The sequence below is a fragment of the Streptomyces sp. NBC_01016 genome (genome assembly GCF_026341035.1).
Taxonomy (GTDB): domain Bacteria; phylum Actinomycetota; class Actinomycetes; order Streptomycetales; family Streptomycetaceae; genus Streptomyces.
The window spans coordinates 1,051,199-1,067,479 of record NZ_JAPEOQ010000001.1 but is presented as its reverse complement, the minus strand read 5'-3'; the positions used below and the strand labels follow the sequence as shown (position 1 = coordinate 1,067,479).

Genomic DNA, 16,281 nt, shown 5'->3' with positions numbered 1-16,281 from the left:
CCACGTGCATCTATGTGAACAACGAGTGACCGGGCTCACAAGGCGCAGTGAAGCCGAGTTCCGTCGCGTCATTCCTTGCTGTCCACGACCGCCTTCATCACGTCCCGCGCGATGGGCGCGGCCAGACCGCCACCGGAGACGTCCTGACGGCTGGCGGCGCTGTCCTCGACGACGACGGCCACCGCGACCGGCGAACCGGAGTCGGTCTTGGCGTAGGAGACGAACCAGGCGTACGGCTTCTCGCTGTTGTCGACGCCGTGCTGCGCGGTACCGGTCTTGCCGCCGACGGTGACGCCGGGGATCTTGGCGTTGGCGCCGGTGCCGTCGTTGACGACCGTCTCCATCATCGACTGGAGCTTCTGCGCGTTCACCTTGGAGAGCGGCCGGCTCATCTCCTTCGGGTCCGTCTTCTCGATCGTGTCGAGGTTCGGGGCCTTCAACTCGTCCACCATGTACGGCTCCATGAGCTTGCCGTCGTTGGCGACCGCGGAGGCGACCATGGCCATCTGCAGCGGAGTCGTGGCGGTGTTGAACTGGCCGATCGAGGAGAGCGCGGTCTCCGACTTGTTCATGTCCTTGTCGAAGTTCGACTTGTTCGAGCGGACCGGGATGAACTGCTCCTTGTTGAAGCCGAACTTGTCGGCTTCCTCACGCATCGCGTCGACACCGAGGTCCGAGCCGATCTTGCCGAAGACGGTGTTGCAGGAGACCTTCAGGGCGACCCGCAGCGTCGCGTTCTTACAAGGGATGTTGCCCTCGTTCGGCAGCGGCGTCGTCGTGCCCGGCATCGTCCACGGCAGCGGGGTGTCGGTCTTCTGGTCCGGGTCGTAGTTCCCGCTCTCCAGCGCGGCCGCGGCCGTCACCAGCTTGAACGTCGAACCGGGCGGGTACGTCTCGCGCAGCGCGCGGTTCAGGAGCGGCTTGTCCTTGTCCTTGTCGAGCCGCGTGAACGTCTGGCTGTCGTCGGTGGAGTTCCCCGCGAAGGACGAGGGGTCGTACGACGGCGTGGACGCGAGCGCGAGGATCTTGCCGGTGGACGGCTCGATGGCGGCGACGGCACCCTTGCCGCGGTTCTTCAGGCCGTCGTAGGCGGCCTTCTGCGCGTCGGCGTTGAGGGTGGTGACGACGTTGCCACCCTCCTTCTGCTTGCCCGTGATCATGTCGAGGGTGTTGCGGAAGAAGAGGCGGTCGTCGTTGCCGCTGAGGATGCCGTCCTCGAGGTTCTCGATCTGGCTGGCGCCGACGACTTGCGAGGCGTAACCGGTGACGGGCGACCACATGGGCCCGTCCTTCCAGGTGCGCTTGTACTTCAGGTCGGTGCCGGTGGTCGCCTTGGAGCCGGTGACCGACTTGCCGTCGACGATGATGTCGCCGCGCGGCGTCGAGTACCGCTCGATGGCGACGCGACGGTTCTCCTTGTCGGAGGCGAGCGAGTCGGCCTTCACGTACTGGAGCCAGTTGTCCCGGATCAGGAGGCCCAGGACCAGGAGGCCGCAGAAGATCGCGATGCGGCGCAGGGGCTTGTTCACGGTCGGACCACCTGGGTCATCTCGGCGTCGGGACTTGGCGTGGGGCTCGGGGCGGGCCGCCGCGCGGTGTCGCTGATGCGGATCAGGATGCCGATGAGCGCCCAGTTGGCGATGACGGAGGAACCGCCGTACGCGAGGAAGGGCATCGTCATACCGGTCAGCGGGATGAGCCCCATGACACCGCCCGCGACGACGAAGACCTGCAGCGCGAAGGCGCCGGACAGGCCGACGGCGAGCAGCTTGCCGAAGGGGTCGCGGGCCGCGAGGGCGGTGCGCACGCCGCGCTCCACGATCAGTGCGTAGATCAGCAGCAGCGCCATCAGGCCTGCCAGGCCCAGCTCCTCACCGAAGGTGGCGAGGATGAAGTCGGAGTTCGCGGCGAAGCGGATCAGCTCGGAGTGACCCTGGCCCCAGCCGGTGCCGAGGGTGCCGCCGGAACCGAAGGCCCACAGCGCCTGCATCGCCTGCTCGGAGTGGCCCGGCACGCCCTGCCGGCTGAGCATGTACTCCTTCATCGGGTCGAGCCAGGCGTCGACGCGCTGCTGGATGTGCGGCTCGAACGTGGCCACACCGACGGCGCCGACCGCGGACATCATCAGACCGAAGACGATCCAGCTGGTCCGCTCCGTGGCGACGTACAGCATGATGACGAACATTCCGAAGAACAGCAGCGACGTACCGAGGTCGGTCTCGAAGACCAGGATGAGGATCGAGATTCCCCAGACGACGAGGATCGGGCCGAGGTCGCGGCCGCGCGGCAGGTACAGGCCCATGAAGCGGCGCGAGGCGAGCGCCAGGGCGTCCCGCTTCACCATCAGGTAGCCGGCGAAGAAGATCGCGAGAACGATCTTCGCGAACTCACCGGGCTGGATGGAGAAACCGCCGACGTGGATCCAGATCTTGGCGCCGTAGATGTTCTGGCCGAGGCCCGGAACCAGCGGGAGCAGCAGCAGGACGACGGCGCCGAGCATGGAGATGTAGGTGTAGCGCTGAAGGGCGCGGTGGTCCTTGAGGAAGATCAGGACCACGATGAACAGCGCGATGCCCATGGCTGTGTACATCAGCTGCTTCGGCGCGGCGCTGCCCGCCTGGTCGATCGACTGCAGCAGCTTCGACTGGTCGAGTCGCCAGATGACCACCAGGCCGAGCCCGTTGAGCAGCGTGGCCAGCGGCAGCATCAGGGGGTCCGCGTACGCCGCGAACTTCCGTACGACGATGTGGGCGACGCCCGCGAGCAGGCCGAGGCCGAGACCGTAGCCGAGCAGGCCCGTGGGGACCTCGCCGTCGAGGGCGAGGCCGACATTGGCGTACGCGAACACCGGGATGATCACGGCGAACACCAGGAGCGCGAGCTCGGTGTTGCGCCGGCTGGGTGCTCCGATCGCTCCAATGGTCGACGTATGGGTCGTGGAGTTACTACTCATGGCGTGCTGGGGCCCCCAACGGCTTCTACTGCTGCGCGCACGCCTTGGCCAGCTGCTGCTCTTCGTCGGAGAGAGTGGGGCCAGGGGTGGGCTTGGGAGAGGTCTTGGACTTGCCGGACGAGGACTCCGACGGGTTCGGCGTGGGTGTGGCGGTTTCCGCGACGCGGTACGACGCCTTTGACGTCGTGCCCCCCGTGGAGGTTCCGCCGGCTTCGCCCTCGCCGGTCTTCGCGTTCTTCTCGTTCTCGGCCTTGTCCCGTGCGGCCTGCTTCTCGCATGCGGTGGCCTGCGCGGAGAGTTCCTGGATCTTGTCCTGGGCGGCCGCCAGGTCGCCTTCGGCGATGGTCGCGTCGACCTGCTTGCGCTGGTACGGCGGCAGGTACTTGAGCTCGATCTCCGGGTGGTCCTTCTCGACGTCGGACAGGCTCACCCAGGCGAGGTCCTGACTGATGCCGCGGTACAGCGCCACGTGCGCCTCGTTGGTGCCGACGTAGTACTGCGTCTGCGTCCAGCGATAGCCGCCGTAGAGTCCGCCGCCGATGACGGCAAGCGCGAGCACCGTGTAGAGGGATCTCTTGAGCCACCTCAGGCGGGGCCGCGGCTTCACGAAGTCCTCGTCCGAGTAGGAGAAGCCCTCCACGGCGCCGCTGTCGGGCGGGCCGAACTCGCCGCCTCCGCCGGCGGATCCACCGGGGGCCTGGCGGCCGAGTCCGGCGGCGCGGCCCGCGGGCGTCTCCATCGCGCTGCCTTCGTGCAGCGCCTGCTGGTTCTCGGCGACCGCGCCGACGATGACGGGTGCGTCCGAGAGATGACCGGCGAGAGTGTCCCCGCTGTCGATGTCCAGGACGTCCGCGACGATCACGGTGATGTTGTCGGGTCCGCCGCCGCGCAGCGCCAGCTGGATCAGGTCCTGGACCGTCTCCTGCGGGCCCTGGTAGCTGGCGAGCGTCTCCTCCATCGTCTGGTGGGAGACGACGCCGGACAGGCCGTCGGAGCAGATCAGATACCGGTCGCCGGCCCGGACCTCACGGATGGAGAGGTCGGGCTCGACGTGGTCGCCGCTGCCCAGCGCGCGCATGAGCAGCGAGCGCTGCGGGTGCGTGGTGGCTTCCTCTTCCGTGATGCGGCCCTCGTCGACGAGGCGCTGCACCCACGTGTGGTCCTGGGTGATCTGCGTCAGCACGCCGTCGCGCAGCAGGTACGCGCGCGAGTCGCCCACGTGTACGAGGCCGAGTCGCTGGCCCGTCCACAGCAGCGCGGTCAGGGTGGTCCCCATGCCCTCGAGCTGGGGGTCCTCCTCGACCATCATCCGGAGCTGGTCGTTGGCCCGCTGCACGGCGGTGCCGAGCGAGGTCAGGATGTCCGAACCGGGCACGTCGTCGTCGAGCGCGACGATGGTGGAGATCACCTCGGACGAGGCGACCTCACCGGCGGCCTGGCCGCCCATTCCGTCGGCGATCGCGAGCAGCCGGGGGCCGGCGTAGCCGGAGTCCTCGTTGCCCTCGCGGATCATGCCTTTGTGTGATCCGGCGGCGAAGCGCAGTGACAGACTCATGCGCACCTGCCCAGCTGGCTCAGACTCCGGGTACAGCCGGTCGTGTCGAACCACACTGCCCACCCTCCGGTCGGGAGCGCGCCGGTGTCCGGGGCAGCAAGGGCCCGGACGTCCGCGTCGGCCCGCTCGCTCCGCTCGCGCTCATTCATGACGTAGCACTACTTCCGCAGCTCGATGACGGTCTTGCCGATGCGGATCGGCGCACCCAGCGGAATCGGCTGGGGCGTCGTGAGGCGGGTCCGGTCGAGATATGTGCCGTTGGTGGACCCGAGATCCTCGACGATCCACTGACCGTCCCGGTCCGGGTAGATCCTGGCATGCCGGCTCGACGCGTAGTCGTCGTCGAGCACGATCGTGCTGTCGTGCGCACGGCCGAGCGTGATCGTCTGCCCCTGCAGCGCCACCGTGGTTCCGGTGAGCGTGCCTTCGGAGACGACCAGCTTGGTGGGGGCACCGCGCCGCTGGCGGCCACCGCCCCCTTGCTGCTGCTGCCGCTGCTGCGGAGGCGCAGCGGCCTGTCGTGCGGCCTGTTGCGTGCGCCCGCTTTCACGGCGCGAGCCGCGTGCGGTGACGCGCGTACCGAACAGGTCGCTGCGGATGACCTGGACGGCCACGATCACGAACAGCCACAGAACGGCCAGGAAACCCAGCCGCATGACCGTCAGGGTCAGCTCTGACATTGCCCCCGCTTCACCCTTCGGCTTGCCGGTAAACGATGGTGGTTTGGCCCACGACGATCCGCGAGCCGTCGCGGAGCGTAGCGCGGGTGGTGTGCTGCCCGTCCACCACGATGCCGTTGGTGGATCCGAGATCCTGGATCGTCGAGGGCGTTCCGGTCCGGATCTCGCAGTGCCGGCGCGATACGCCGGGGTCGTCGATCCGCACGTCGGCCTCGGTGGACCGGCCGAGCACGAGGGTGGCGCGAGAGATCTGGTGGCGTGTGCCATTGATCTCGATCCAGTGGCGCACGCGGGCACCGGGCAGCGGGCCCGCATCGGGCTGCTGTCCCTGTGCCGCGGGCGCCGACTGCGGTGCATGCTGCGGTGCCTGCGCCGGACGGCCCGGCGGCGGGGCCGCGGGCATCGGCGGGGCCGCGGTGGGCCCCGGGTAGCCGTAGCCACCGGGCGCCTGGCTCGCCTGGTTCGGCCGGGCGGCCGGGGCGGGGCGCTGCTGTTGCTGGGGCCGGTCCTGGCTGGTGGAGGACGCGAGGGTGCGGCTGCGTACGCGGTACAGACCCGTGTCCAGGTCGTCCGCCTTCTCCAGGTGCACCTTGATGGGGCCCATGAAGCTGTAGCGCTGCTGCTTCGCGTAGTCGCGCACCATGCCGGACAGCTCGTCACCGAGCTGGCCCGAGTAGGGGCTCAGCCGCTCGTAGTCGGGCGCGCTGAGCTCCACGATGAAGTCATTGGGGACGACGGTCCGGTCGCGATTCCAGATCGTGGCGTTGTTGTCGCACTCGCGCTGCAGCGCTCCGGCGATCTCGACGGGCTGCACCTCGGACTTGAAGACCTTGGCGAAGGTGCCGTTGACCAGCCCCTCCAGGCGCTGTTCAAACTTCTTCAGGACTCCCATGGGGCACCTCCTCCTTCTTTGCCGTCCTGCCTACTTGGTACTGCTTACTGATCGTATCCACGCGTCGGGAAATCGGCTGGTTCCCCCTGTCCGCCTGCTCGATGAGTGTCGACGCTCACAGCCCCTCACGCGGGCCCCTTGTCTGGGGATCGTAGAGGTGGCCTCCACACAGTGTCCCGTACGCGGCTGTGGACCGTGGGCGATCCAGGCCCCGGGTGCCCGCCGAGAGCCCCTAGGAACGGATGTGAATCCACCCTTCGCAGCGTGCTAATGTTTTGTTCGTCGGAAGGCACAGGGTCCGCAAGGGCACAGGGTTCGGAAGACACACTCGATTGCGCGAGTGGCGGAACGGCAGACGCGCTGGCTTCAGGTGCCAGTGTCCTTCGGGACGTGGGGGTTCAAATCCCCCCTCGCGCACAGTGAAAAGCCCCGCAGATCTTCGGATCTGCGGGGCTTTTGCGTTGCCCGCAGTTGGCGGGTGCGCATACCCACAGGGCCCCACGACCGACTGGTCGTGGGGCCCTGTGGGTTATGTCACGTCGCTACGCGCGCGTGCTCAGGTGCGTGCGCTTGCTCAGGTAGGTACGCGTCCTCAGGCGGCGAAGCGGGAGGCGAGCGCCTTGCCCTTCTCCTCGGCGTCCGCGAGGGCCTTGGTGCGGGAGGCCTCGAAGAGCGGGATCAGCTCGGACATCGCCGGGTTCTGCGGGGCCATGGTCAGCTCCGGGACGATGAAGTCCAGGTCGAGACCGAGGCCGTCGCGCAGGGCGGCGCCCAGGAAGTTCTGCACGTACTCGAAGCCCTCGCGCGGGGTGCCCGGCGCGTAGGAGCCGCCGCGGCTGGCGACGACGGTGACCGGGGTGCCCTTGGCGGACTGGGTCTCGGGGCCCGAGGTGCGGCCCATGAGGATCACGTTGTCCAGCCACGCCTTCAGCGTGGAGGGGATCGAGAAGTTGTACATCGGGGCGCCGATCAGGATGGCGTCCGCCTGCTCCAGCTCCTCTATGAGCTTGACGCGCTCGGCGAAGGCGGCGGCCTGCTCCGGCGTGTGCGCGTCGGCGGGGACGAAGCCGGCCACGTGGGCGTCGGCGGTGATGTGGGGCACCGGGTTCGCGGCCAGGTCGCGGTAGACGACGGTGCCCTCCGGGTGCTGCTCCTCCCAGGCCTTGCGGAAGGCGTCCGTGACGGCACGGGACGCGGAGGCCTGGCCGTCGAAGACGGAGGAGTCGATGTGGAGCAGGGTGGCCATGGTTCTCTCCCGTGAGGGTTGAGGGCGCCCTGTCAGGATGGGACCGAGGGCGCGGTAATTGAGTATGTAACTAGTAATAGCACAGGGGCTTACTTTTTTTCACCCCCATACGAGAACGCAGTACCCTGGAGGCATGGTGGGCAACGGGGAAGACATGAGCGAGGCGTGTGCGGGAGGCGCCGTGACCCACGAACCCCAAAGGTGTTCGACGGTCGACATCGGCATGACGCGCGTCTTCGGACTGCTGGGCAAGCGCTGGACGGGGCTGATCGTGTCCGTCCTGATGAGCGGCCCGAGACACTTCGCGGATCTGCGCAGGGCCATCCCGGGCATCAGCGAGCGGATGCTCTCCGACCGGCTGACCGAGCTCGGCGCGGCCGGTCTCGTTGTGCGGCAGGTCGACGAGGGGCCGCCGCTGCGCGTCTCGTACCGGCTCTCGGCGGCGGGCGCGGCGTTGCAGCCGGCGCTGGGGGAGTTGGGGGACTGGGCCGAGAAGTATCTGGGGGCCGAGGGCGGGACGTGTCCGGAGGAGTTCCGGAAGTAGCGGGGCCGGAGGCGTCGCGGGGTGACGGGAGTGGAGGCGCCCTGGGGGACGGCGCTGGAGGCTTCCCGGAGTGACGGGGCCGGAGAGGTTCCGGAGCAACGGGCTCGCGGAGTGAGCGAGTTGTGCACGTGCTGAGGGTTTTCCACAGGCCCTGACGGGTTTTCCGGCCCGGCGGTACGGTCGTGACCGATTGCACGCGACGTGCGGGGACGGCCTCGTGCGTGACGTTCGTACGGAGCGGGGGAGGCGGTCGGTCATGGGCGGATCGGATCACGTGGCGGTGCCGAGGCAGGGCGGGGCGCCGGAGGCCGGGGCGCGGTTGCTGCCGCGGGTGCCGGGGTTCGCGGCGGCCGCGGGTAGCTCGGGCAGCACACCGAAGGCTGCGGGCAAGGCGCTGCGCGAGAAGGTGCCGCGGACCGCGCACCGGGACTTCGCGGCGGACCCGGACCGGCCCGACGGTTCGGCCGCCGTCGAGGAGTCCAACCGCGGCAGGATCCCCGAGCTCACGCCGATACGCGTCGGGCGCATGGCCGCCACCCCCTTCGCCTTCCTGCGCGGCTCCGCCGGCCTGATGGCGTACGACCTCGCGCGCACCCCCGTGACCGGCATCGGAGCCCAGATCTGCGGTGACGCGCACGCGGCCAACTTCGGCCTGTACGCGGACGCGCGCGGCGGCCTCGTCATCGACCTCAACGACTTCGACGAGACGGTGCACGGCCCCTGGGAATGGGACCTGAAGCGGCTCGCCACCTCGCTCGTGCTCGCCGGCCGGGAGGCGGGGGCCGACGAGGACACCTGCAAGGAAGCGGCGCACGACACCGTCGGTGCCTACCGGCGCACTATGCGCCTCCTCGCGAAACTCCCCGCCCTGGAGGCGTGGAACGCGATCGCCGACGAGGAGCTCGTCTCCCACGCGAACGCCCGGGATCTGCTCGGCACCCTGGAGCGGGTCTCCGAGAAGGCCAGCAGGAACACCAGCGGACGGTTCGCGGCCAAGTCCACGGTCGCCGTCGAGGGCGGTGGACGGCGGTTCGTGGACGCGCCGCCGGTGCTGCGCTCGGTGCCCGACGAGGAGGCCGCGGCCGTCGCGAGCGCGCTGGGCCCCTATCTGGACACCCTGTCCGCGGACCGGCTGCCGCTGCTCGGGCGGTACGCGATCCATGACGTGGCGTTCCGCGTCGTCGGCACCGGCAGCGTCGGCACCCGCTCCTACGTGGTGCTGCTCCTCGATCACCGGGGCGAGCCGCTCGTGCTGCAGGTGAAGGAGGCGCGGGCATCGGCGCTGCTTCCGCACCTGCCGACGGCCGGGTTCGCGGCGGAGCCCGTCGAGCACGAGGGGCGGCGGGTGGTGCTCGGGCAGAAGCGGATGCAGGTCGTCAGCGACATCCTGCTCGGGTGGACCACGGTCGACGAGCGGCCTTTCCAGGTGCGGCAGTTCAGGAACCGCAAGGGCAGCGTCGACCCGGCCGCCCTCGCCGCCGACCAGATCGACGACTACGCCCGGATGACCGGCGCCCTGCTCGCCCGCGCCCACGCGCACAGCGCCGACCCGCGGCTCGTCGCCGGGTACTGCGGCAAGAACGAGGAGCTGGACGAGGCGGTGGCCGCGTTCGCCGTCGCCTACGCGGACCGGACCGAGGCCGACCACGGGGAACTGGTGCGGGCCGTGCGCGAGGGGCGGGTGGCGGCCGAGGCGGGCGTCTGAGGAGCGGGGCGCCGCAGCCGTTCCGGTCCGGTCAACACCGTGCCCTACGCTGGTCGTGTGACGACCCCGGAGACCGACGATGTGGCAGGGCAGCCGGAGGAGCAACCTCGGGAGCGCCTCAAGGACCGCCTGAAGGAACGCCTCAACGAGCGGGCCCAAGAGCGGAGCGCGGAGCGGCCGGAGGCGCGCCTCGAGCGGGCCGTGCGCGCCGCCGAGCAGGCGTTGATCGAGTTCGAGATCGCCGTGGAGACCTTCCGCGTCGAGGTGGAGAACTTCTCGCGCCTGCACCACCAGAAGCTCGGGCCGATGTACAGCCGGCTCGACGAGCTGGAGGCGCTGATCGCGGAGGCGACGGCGGCCCGCACCGGTGATCCGGAGGACCACCGCAAGGCCGACGAGGCGCGGGCGCGGGTGATGCCGATGCCGGGCGTCGAGGAGCTGTTCCACGGGTGGATGGACGGGGACGGGCTGTTCCCCGAGGCCAGCGCGATGCTGACCGACCAGCCGGTGCGGCCGCCGCAGCGGGTGCGGCCCAGCGAGGAGGCGCGCAAGCTCTACCGCGCGCTGGCCCGCAAGGCGCACCCGGACCTGGCGCAGGACGAGCGCGAGCGGGAGCGCCGCGACGAGTTCATCGCACGGGTGAACGCGGCGTACGGCCGGGGTGACGCGGCGTTGCTGCGCGAGCTGGCCGAGGAGTGGGACGCGGGCCCGGTGCCGCCCGAGCAGCAGCCGAGCGAGAGCGAGGAGCTGTACGCCCGCCTCGAGTGGCTGGCGCAGCGCAAGGAACTGCTCACGGCGGTGGCGCAGGAGCTGGAGGAGAGCGCGATCGGCTCCATGCTGAAGATGGCTCCCGACGACCCGGACACCTTGCTCGACGAGATCGCCGAGAAGCTGCTGGCGCAGGTCGCCGAGCAGGAGGCGGAGCTGGAGCGGCTGACCGCCTCCTGAGCTCCGCGGCCCGAGAGGGTAGCGTCGGGGGCATGGTTTTCGGTTCTGGTGTGCCCACGGTCGCTGTCGACGAGCTCAAGGAAGAGGACTTCCTCCTCGACGTCCGTGAGGACGACGAGTGGCAGGCAGGTCACGCGGCGGGTGCGCTGCACATTCCGATGAGCGAATTCGTCGCCCGCTACGGCGAGTTGACGGAGGCGGCGCCGCAGGACGGCCGCGTCAACGTGATCTGCCGCTCCGGCGGACGCTCCGCCCAGGTGACGATGTACCTGGCGCAGCAGGGCGTCGACGCGGTGAACGTCGACGGGGGCATGCAGGCCTGGGAGGCGGCCGGCCGCGCCGTCGTGGACGACAACGGGCAGCCGGGCGCAGTGGCCTGAGAGCTGTTCTAGCTGTTCTAGCTGTTCTTTCGGCTTTCGGGGCCTGACATTTGCTTTTTGGGGTTGATCACCCCAGGGGATGCGCCGCCAGCAGGTCGCCGAGTGCCTCCTCGTGGGCGGCGGCCGGGCCGAGCGAGAGCTCCAGGTGCTTGGCCCACGCGTGATAGCGGTGCAGCGGGTAGTCAGTGTCCGCGCCGAAGCCGCCGTGCAGATGCTGTGCGGTCTGCACGACGCGTCGTACGCCGTCGGACGCCCAGGTCTTGGCGACCGCCACGTCCCCCGCGACCGGCAGTGGGCCGCTCGCGTTGCTGCTGATGCGCCAGGCCGCCTGCCACAGGGTGGCCTCCATGGCGCGCAGATCGATATAGCGGTCGGCGGCCTGCACGGCCACGGCCTGGAACGTGGCGATGGGGTGGCCGAACTGCTCGCGCTTGCCCGCGTAGTCGCTGGTCATCTTGAGCACGCCTTCCCCGAGACCGAGCGCGAGCGCGCAGGTGCCGGTGGCGAGCAGGTTGTGCAGGCGGGACCAGGCCGTGTCGTCCTCGATGAGGTGCGGCCCCTCGACGCGCACGCCGTCCAGGCGCAGCTCGGCCTGGCGCTCGCCGGTCGTCGATATCTGCTCGGCGAACGTGAGCCCCGGTACGTCGGTGGACGGCCCGGGGAGTACCGCGAGCACCGCTTCGCCCTCGCCGGTGTGCGCCGGGACGAGGATCAGGTCGGTGCCGAAGGCCCAGGGCACGGCCGTCTGTACGCCGTCGAGCACCCAGGTGTCCGGTCCCGCGCCGGCCTCCTTGCGCGCGGTGACCGCCAGTTCGGCCGGGTCGTGTCCGGTGTGGCCCGCGGAGGCGACGGTCAGCACGAGCTCGCCGCGTGCGGCGCGGGGGAGGATCTCCTGCCGCAGCTGGTCCCCACCGCATGCCTGTACGACCGTCGCGGCCGCGCTGTGTTCGAGCAGCGGGATCCGGGCGAGGACTTTGGCCGATTCGCGCAGCACCAGGCAGAGCGCGATGGCGTCGAGTCCCGCTCCGCCGTGTTCCGGCCCGATCAGCAGGCTGAGCAGATCGGCGTCGGCGGCCTTCGCCCACAGCGCCCGGTCGAAGTCCTCGGCGACCGCGCCCGAGGTGAGTGAGGGGCTGGGCACACCGTCCGGCGCGACCGGCCCGAACACCGCTTGCGCCGCCTCTACGGCCGCCTGTTGCTCCTCGGAGAAGGTGAAGTCCACTGGCCTTTCCTCCCGTTACGCCATTCCTGCCGTGCCTGCCGTACCGCGCCCGCGATCTGACGGGTCGTCAAGATAGAACAGGTTCTACGAGAAGGGAACAGTGTCCGGCGGGGCGCCGGGGTCAGCGGTCGAAGTCCAGCTCCACCTTCTCCGTGGTCGGATGCGACTGGCAGGCCAGCACATAGCCCGCCTCGGTCTCCTCGGCCTCCAGAGCGAAGTTCCGGTCCATGCGGATCGATCCGGAGACCAGGAACGCGCGGCAGGTCCCGCAGACGCCGCCCTTGCAGGCGTACGGCGCGTCCGGACGATTGCGCAGCACGGCCTCCAGGAGGGACTCGCCGTCCTGGACGGGCCAGCTGCCCGAGCGGCCGTCGAGCTGCGCCGTCACCGTGCTGTGCGCGGGCGTCGGCGCGGCCACCCGGTCCCGGTCCTGGCCGCCGTCGTCGACGTGGAAGATCTCCTCGTGGACGCGCTCGCGCCGCACGCCGAGTGCGCGCAGCGCCCGCTCGGCGCTCTGCACGAGCCCGTACGGTCCGCACAGGTACCAGCCCGCCACGCGCTCCATCGGCAGCAGCGCGGGCAGGAGCGCGGTGAGCCGCTCCTCGTCGAGCCGGCCGGATGCCAGGCCCGCCTGCTGTTCCTCCCGGGAGAGCACGGTGACCAGCTGGAACCGGTCCGGGTACCGGTCCTTCAGGTCGGCGACCTCCTCCAGGAACATCGTCGACGCGGTGCTGCGGTCGCTGCGTATCAGGCAGAACCGGGCGTCCGGCGCCCGCTCCAGGAGGGTGCCGGCGATGGACAGGACGGGCGTGATGCCGCTGCCGCCGACCACCGCGGCGTAGTGGCCGGAGGTGGCGGCTGGTGCGGAGCCGGAGGTGGGGGCGGGTGCGGAGCCGGTGGCGGCGGTGTCGGAGGCGGGGCTCGGGTCGAGGGTGAAGCGGCCGGCCGGGGTCATCACCTCCAGCTCGTCGCCGACGGCGATCTCCTTGTGCGCGTACGTGGAGAAGGCGCCGTCGTCGACCAGGCGCACGCCGACCCTGAGGCTGCTCGGTGCCTCGTGCGCCGGGGCGGTCGAGCAGATCGAGTACGTGCGCCGGATCTCCGCTCCGTCCACGGTGCGGCGCAGGGCGAGGTGCTGTCCCGGAGTGAAGCGGTACGCCTCGCGCAGCTCGGGCGGTACGGCGAGGGTCAGTGCCACGGAGTCGTCGGTGAGCCGGTCGACCGCCGCGACGCGGAGCCGGTGGAAGCGGGCCCGTCCCCCTTCGTGCGCCATCACAACTCCTTGAAGTGGTCGAAGGGCTCGCGGCAGGACAGGCAGCGGCGCAGCGCCTTGCAGGCGGTGGAGGAGAACCGGCTCAGCAGCTCGGTCTCCGTCGACCCGCAGTGCGGGCAGGCGATGGGCTCCGCGGTGGCCGGGGCGGCGGTGTGCCGGGTCGGGCCGAGGGAGAGCGTGACCGGGCCCGCCGACGCGTGGGTGGTGCGCGGCGGCGCTATGCCGAATTCCCGCAGCTTGCGGCGGCCTTCGGGCGTGATGTCGTCCGTCGACCAGGCCGGGGTGAGCACCGGGCGGACGGTGACCTCGGGGATGCCGTGCTCGTGCAGCACCTGCTCGATGTCGGCCGACATCGCCTCGATCGCGGGGCACCCGGTGTACGTCGGGCTCAGCTCGACCTCCACGCGGCCGGACCCGCGCGTGTGCACGGCGCGCAGTACGCCCAGCTCCTCCAGGCTGAGGACGGGCAGCTCGGGATCGGGCACGGACCCGGCCAGCCTGCGCAGTTCGGCTTCGAGCGGGGTCTCCTGCTGAGTCCGGGACTGCTGGTCCTGCCGGGACTGCCGGTCCTGCTGGTCTTCGTGGGTGCGCGCCGTGGTCACCATGACGCCCCCGGGTGGCTGCGGTGCAGATGCTGCATCTCCGCGAGCATCCGGCCGAAGGACTCGGTGTGCACGCCCTGCCGACCGGCTCCCGCGCTCCATGCGCCGAGCTGCGGGCCCTCGGGCACGGTCAGCGTCGCCTCTTGCAGCGTGTCGGCGACAATCGTGGTCCAACTCGCTTGCAGCCCCTGCGGGTTGATGTCCAGGCCGGGGATCGGCTGGAACATCTCGCCGGTGTACCGCCACAGCGAGTCGACCGCGCGCTGCATCCGCGTGTGGCTCTCCTCCGTGCCGTCACCGAGGCGCAGTGTCCACTGCCGGGCGTGGTCCTGGTGGTAGACGACCTCCTTGACCGCCTTGGCGGCCAGGGGAGCGAACTCGGATCCGGTCCCGGCCAGTTGGGCGTAGAGGAGCTGCTGGTAGGTCGAGAAGCAGAGCTGCCGGGCGATGGTGTGGGCGAAGTCCCCGTTCGGCTGCTCGACCAGTTGCACGTTGCGAAAGGCGCGCTCCTCGCGCAGGTACGCCAGCTCGTCCTCGTCGCCCACCAGGCTCAGCAGGACGCGGGCCTGGCCGAGCAGGTCGAGCGCGATGTTCGCGAGGGCCACCTCCTCTTCGAGGACCGGTGCGTGGCCCGCCCACTCCCCCAGGCGGTGCGAGAGCACCAGGGCGTCGTCGCCGAGGGCCAGGGCCGCGGACGCGGTGTCCGTCGTGCCGTGCGCGCGGGGCTGCTTCGTATCGGGCTGCGTCGTTCCAGGCTGCGTCACAGGTGCTTCACCCCTTCCGGGATCTCGTAGAACGTCGGGTGCCGGTAGGGCTTGTCGGCGGCGGGCTCGAAGAACGGGTCCTTCTCGTCCGGCGACGAGGCGGTGATCGCCGCCGACGGCACGACCCACAGGGAGATGCCCTCGCCGCGGCGGGTGTAGAGGTCGCGCGCATTGCGCAGTGCCAGTTCCGCGTCCGGGGCGTGCAGGCTGCCGGCGTGTGTGTGGGAGAGGCCGCGGCGGGAGCGTACGAAGACCTCCCACAGGGGCCAGTCCGCGGTGCCGGAGGAGCTGCTCGGGGTGTCGCTCATGCCGCCCTGCCTTCTCGCGTCGCCGTGGTGGAGTGCTTGGCCGCGTGGGCCGCGGCGGCCTCGCGCACCCACGCGCCCTCGTCGTGGGCGCGCCTGCGCTGGGTGATGCGCTGTTCGTTGCACGGCCCGTTGCCCTTGAGGACCGCCTTGAACTCCGACCAGTCGATCGGTCCGAAGTCGTGCTGCCCCCGCTCCTCGTTCCACTTCAACTCCGGGTCGGGGAGCGTGAGTCCGAGGGACTCGGCCTGCGGGACGCAGATGTCCACGAAGCGCTGGCGCAGCTCGTCGTTCGAGTGCCGCTTGATCTTCCACTCCATCGACTGGGCCGAGTGCGCGGACTCGTCGTCGGGCGGGCCGAACATCATCAGGGACGGCCACCACCAGCGGTCCACGGCGTCCTGCGCCATCGCGTGCTGGGCCTCGGTGCCGCGGCTGAGCGCGAGCAGCAGCTCGTACCCCTGGCGCTGGTGGAAGGACTCCTCCTTGCAGATCCGCACCATCGCCCGCGCGTACGGACCGTAGGAGCAGCGGCACAGCGGCACCTGGTTGGTGATCGCCGCGCCGTCCACGAGCCAGCCGATCGCTCCGACGTCGGCCCAGGTCAGCGTCGGGTAGTTGAAGATCGAGGAGTATTTCTGGCGACCGCTGTGCAGCTTGTCGAGCAGCTCGTCGCGGCCGGTGCCGAGGGTTTCCGCGGCGCCGTAGAGGTAGAGGCCGTGCCCCGCCTCGTCCTGGACCTTCGCCATCAGGATCGCCTTGCGGCGCAGCGAAGGGGCGCGCGTGATCCAGTTCGCCTCCGGCTGCATGCCGATGATCTCGGAGTGGGCGTGTTGGGCGATCTGGCGCACGAGCGTCGCGCGGTAGGCGTCGGGCATCCAGTCGCGGGGCTCGATGCGCTCTTCCGCCGCCACCGCCGCGTCGAACACGGCCTGGAACGCGGCGTCGCCCGGCTCGGCGGTGCCGCCGGTGGTGTCCGGCCGCGCTCCGGCCGCGCGGTGCTGCGGGGTTGCTGTCGCCATGCCCGGTCCCCCTCGACCTTGGGTGCCCGACCTCGGGTCGGGGGCCTCACCGGCTCCCGACCGATCGTTCGGTTCGTCGGATTCAATGGTGGGTCTAGGCGCCGTAAGGTGTCAACCCTGTGCAGTCGGCCTGTGGATAACCTCGGACGTCTGTGCCGTGCGGGCGCTCCCCAGTACGGTTCCGGTGCGT

Annotated in this window: 16 protein-coding genes and 1 tRNA gene; 5 read left to right on the top strand and 12 right to left on the bottom strand. The window is 70.4% G+C overall.

Annotated elements, in window-relative coordinates:
• Positions 1 to 68 precede the first annotated feature (68 nt).
• The 5 genes from OG746_RS04995 to OG746_RS04975 all read right to left on the bottom strand — a co-directional run bounded on the left by OG746_RS04995 (position 69) and on the right by OG746_RS04975 (position 6,080).
• Entirely contained in the window at positions 69 to 1,529 is a 1,461-nt protein-coding gene (locus tag OG746_RS04995; RefSeq protein ID WP_266711922.1) for a peptidoglycan D,D-transpeptidase FtsI family protein, read from the bottom strand.
• Positions 1,526 to 2,953: an FtsW/RodA/SpoVE family cell cycle protein gene (locus OG746_RS04990; RefSeq protein WP_266711920.1), complete on the bottom strand. Its 1,428-nt coding sequence runs from the start codon at positions 2,951 to 2,953 to the stop codon at positions 1,526 to 1,528. The genes OG746_RS04995 and OG746_RS04990 overlap by 4 nt, the downstream gene beginning before the upstream one ends.
• A 25-nt stretch (positions 2,954 to 2,978) precedes the next feature.
• Positions 2,979 to 4,508 (bottom strand): Stp1/IreP family PP2C-type Ser/Thr phosphatase, encoded by a 1,530-nt coding sequence (locus tag OG746_RS04985; protein ID WP_266711918.1) that lies wholly within the window; start codon positions 4,506 to 4,508, stop codon positions 2,979 to 2,981.
• A 158-nt stretch (positions 4,509 to 4,666) separates the two neighbouring features.
• Positions 4,667 to 5,188 (bottom strand): FHA domain-containing protein FhaB/FipA, encoded by a 522-nt coding sequence (locus OG746_RS04980; protein WP_266711916.1) that lies wholly within the window; start codon positions 5,186 to 5,188, stop codon positions 4,667 to 4,669.
• A 10-nt stretch (positions 5,189 to 5,198) separates the two neighbouring features.
• Positions 5,199 to 6,080, bottom strand: coding sequence for an FHA domain-containing protein (locus OG746_RS04975; RefSeq protein WP_266711914.1), 882 nt, complete (start codon positions 6,078 to 6,080; stop codon positions 5,199 to 5,201).
• Positions 6,081 to 6,414: 334 nt separating this feature from the next.
• Between OG746_RS04975 and OG746_RS04970 the strand changes: the two genes are divergently transcribed.
• Positions 6,415 to 6,497 (top strand) — tRNA-Leu (locus tag OG746_RS04970).
• A gap of 175 nt (positions 6,498 to 6,672) precedes the next feature.
• Here OG746_RS04970 and OG746_RS04965 read toward each other — a convergent pair.
• Positions 6,673 to 7,326 (bottom strand): FMN-dependent NADH-azoreductase, encoded by a 654-nt coding sequence (locus tag OG746_RS04965; protein WP_266711912.1) that lies wholly within the window; start codon positions 7,324 to 7,326, stop codon positions 6,673 to 6,675.
• Positions 7,327 to 7,480: 154 nt separating this feature from the next.
• Between OG746_RS04965 and OG746_RS04960 the strand changes: the two genes are divergently transcribed.
• The 4 genes from OG746_RS04960 (at position 7,481) to OG746_RS04945 (ending at position 10,903) form a co-directional block, all read left to right on the top strand.
• Positions 7,481 to 7,870, top strand: a complete 390-nt coding sequence (locus OG746_RS04960) for a winged helix-turn-helix transcriptional regulator (protein WP_266718726.1) — start codon at positions 7,481 to 7,483, stop codon at positions 7,868 to 7,870.
• A 256-nt stretch (positions 7,871 to 8,126) separates the two neighbouring features.
• Complete coding sequence (locus OG746_RS04955; RefSeq protein WP_266711910.1) at positions 8,127 to 9,575, top strand: DUF2252 domain-containing protein; 1,449 nt, start codon at positions 8,127 to 8,129, stop codon at positions 9,573 to 9,575.
• A 57-nt stretch (positions 9,576 to 9,632) separates the two neighbouring features.
• Positions 9,633 to 10,523 carry a hypothetical protein gene (locus OG746_RS04950; protein WP_266711908.1) on the top strand — a complete coding sequence of 297 codons (891 nt, stop codon included), beginning with the start codon at positions 9,633 to 9,635 and terminating at the stop codon, positions 10,521 to 10,523.
• Between the two features lie 50 nt (positions 10,524 to 10,573).
• Entirely contained in the window at positions 10,574 to 10,903 is a 330-nt protein-coding gene (locus OG746_RS04945) for a rhodanese-like domain-containing protein (RefSeq protein ID WP_266718725.1), read from the top strand.
• Between the two features lie 67 nt (positions 10,904 to 10,970).
• On the opposite strand, the gene OG746_RS04940 is transcribed toward OG746_RS04945, so the two are convergent.
• From OG746_RS04940 to paaA, 6 genes are all read right to left on the bottom strand, one after another.
• Positions 10,971 to 12,125, bottom strand: coding sequence for an acyl-CoA dehydrogenase family protein (locus OG746_RS04940; RefSeq protein ID WP_266711906.1), 1,155 nt, complete (start codon positions 12,123 to 12,125; stop codon positions 10,971 to 10,973).
• Between the two features lie 121 nt (positions 12,126 to 12,246).
• Positions 12,247 to 13,398: a 1,2-phenylacetyl-CoA epoxidase subunit PaaE gene (gene paaE / locus OG746_RS04935; RefSeq protein ID WP_266711904.1), complete on the bottom strand. Its 1,152-nt coding sequence runs from the start codon at positions 13,396 to 13,398 to the stop codon at positions 12,247 to 12,249.
• On the bottom strand, positions 13,398 to 14,003 hold the full coding sequence (gene paaD, locus OG746_RS04930) for a 1,2-phenylacetyl-CoA epoxidase subunit PaaD (protein ID WP_266711902.1): 606 nt from the start codon (positions 14,001 to 14,003) through the stop codon (positions 13,398 to 13,400). Before paaD ends, paaE begins: the two co-directional genes overlap by 1 nt.
• Positions 13,997 to 14,764, bottom strand: coding sequence for a 1,2-phenylacetyl-CoA epoxidase subunit PaaC (gene paaC / locus OG746_RS04925; protein WP_524540375.1), 768 nt, complete (start codon positions 14,762 to 14,764; stop codon positions 13,997 to 13,999). Before paaC ends, paaD begins: the two co-directional genes overlap by 7 nt.
• Positions 14,761 to 15,072: a 1,2-phenylacetyl-CoA epoxidase subunit PaaB gene (gene paaB / locus OG746_RS04920; protein WP_266711900.1), complete on the bottom strand. Its 312-nt coding sequence runs from the start codon at positions 15,070 to 15,072 to the stop codon at positions 14,761 to 14,763. Before paaB ends, paaC begins: the two co-directional genes overlap by 4 nt.
• Entirely contained in the window at positions 15,069 to 16,091 is a 1,023-nt protein-coding gene (paaA, locus tag OG746_RS04915) for a 1,2-phenylacetyl-CoA epoxidase subunit PaaA (RefSeq protein WP_266711898.1), read from the bottom strand. Before paaA ends, paaB begins: the two co-directional genes overlap by 4 nt.
• Positions 16,092 to 16,281: the final 190 nt, after the last annotated feature.

Excerpts from the sequence above, each read along its gene's own strand:
- paaD (WP_266711902.1), bottom strand. The coding sequence starts at position 14,003 with ATGGTGACCACGGCGCGCACCCACGAAGACCAGCAGGACCGGCAGTCC.
- paaB (WP_266711900.1), bottom strand. The coding sequence starts at position 15,072 with ATGAGCGACACCCCGAGCAGCTCCTCCGGCACCGCGGACTGGCCCCTG.
- paaA (WP_266711898.1), bottom strand. The coding sequence starts at position 16,091 with ATGGCGACAGCAACCCCGCAGCACCGCGCGGCCGGAGCGCGGCCGGAC.
- OG746_RS04965 (WP_266711912.1), bottom strand. The coding sequence starts at position 7,326 with ATGGCCACCCTGCTCCACATCGACTCCTCCGTCTTCGACGGCCAGGCC.
- OG746_RS04960 (WP_266718726.1), top strand. The coding sequence starts at position 7,481 with ATGAGCGAGGCGTGTGCGGGAGGCGCCGTGACCCACGAACCCCAAAGG.
- OG746_RS04980 (WP_266711916.1), bottom strand. The coding sequence starts at position 5,188 with ATGTCAGAGCTGACCCTGACGGTCATGCGGCTGGGTTTCCTGGCCGTT.
- paaE (WP_266711904.1), bottom strand. The coding sequence starts at position 13,398 with ATGGCGCACGAAGGGGGACGGGCCCGCTTCCACCGGCTCCGCGTCGCG.
- OG746_RS04985 (WP_266711918.1), bottom strand. The coding sequence starts at position 4,508 with ATGAGTCTGTCACTGCGCTTCGCCGCCGGATCACACAAAGGCATGATC.
- OG746_RS04990 (WP_266711920.1), bottom strand. The coding sequence starts at position 2,953 with ATGAGTAGTAACTCCACGACCCATACGTCGACCATTGGAGCGATCGGA.
- OG746_RS04955 (WP_266711910.1), top strand. The coding sequence starts at position 8,127 with ATGGGCGGATCGGATCACGTGGCGGTGCCGAGGCAGGGCGGGGCGCCG.
- OG746_RS04975 (WP_266711914.1), bottom strand. The coding sequence starts at position 6,080 with ATGGGAGTCCTGAAGAAGTTTGAACAGCGCCTGGAGGGGCTGGTCAAC.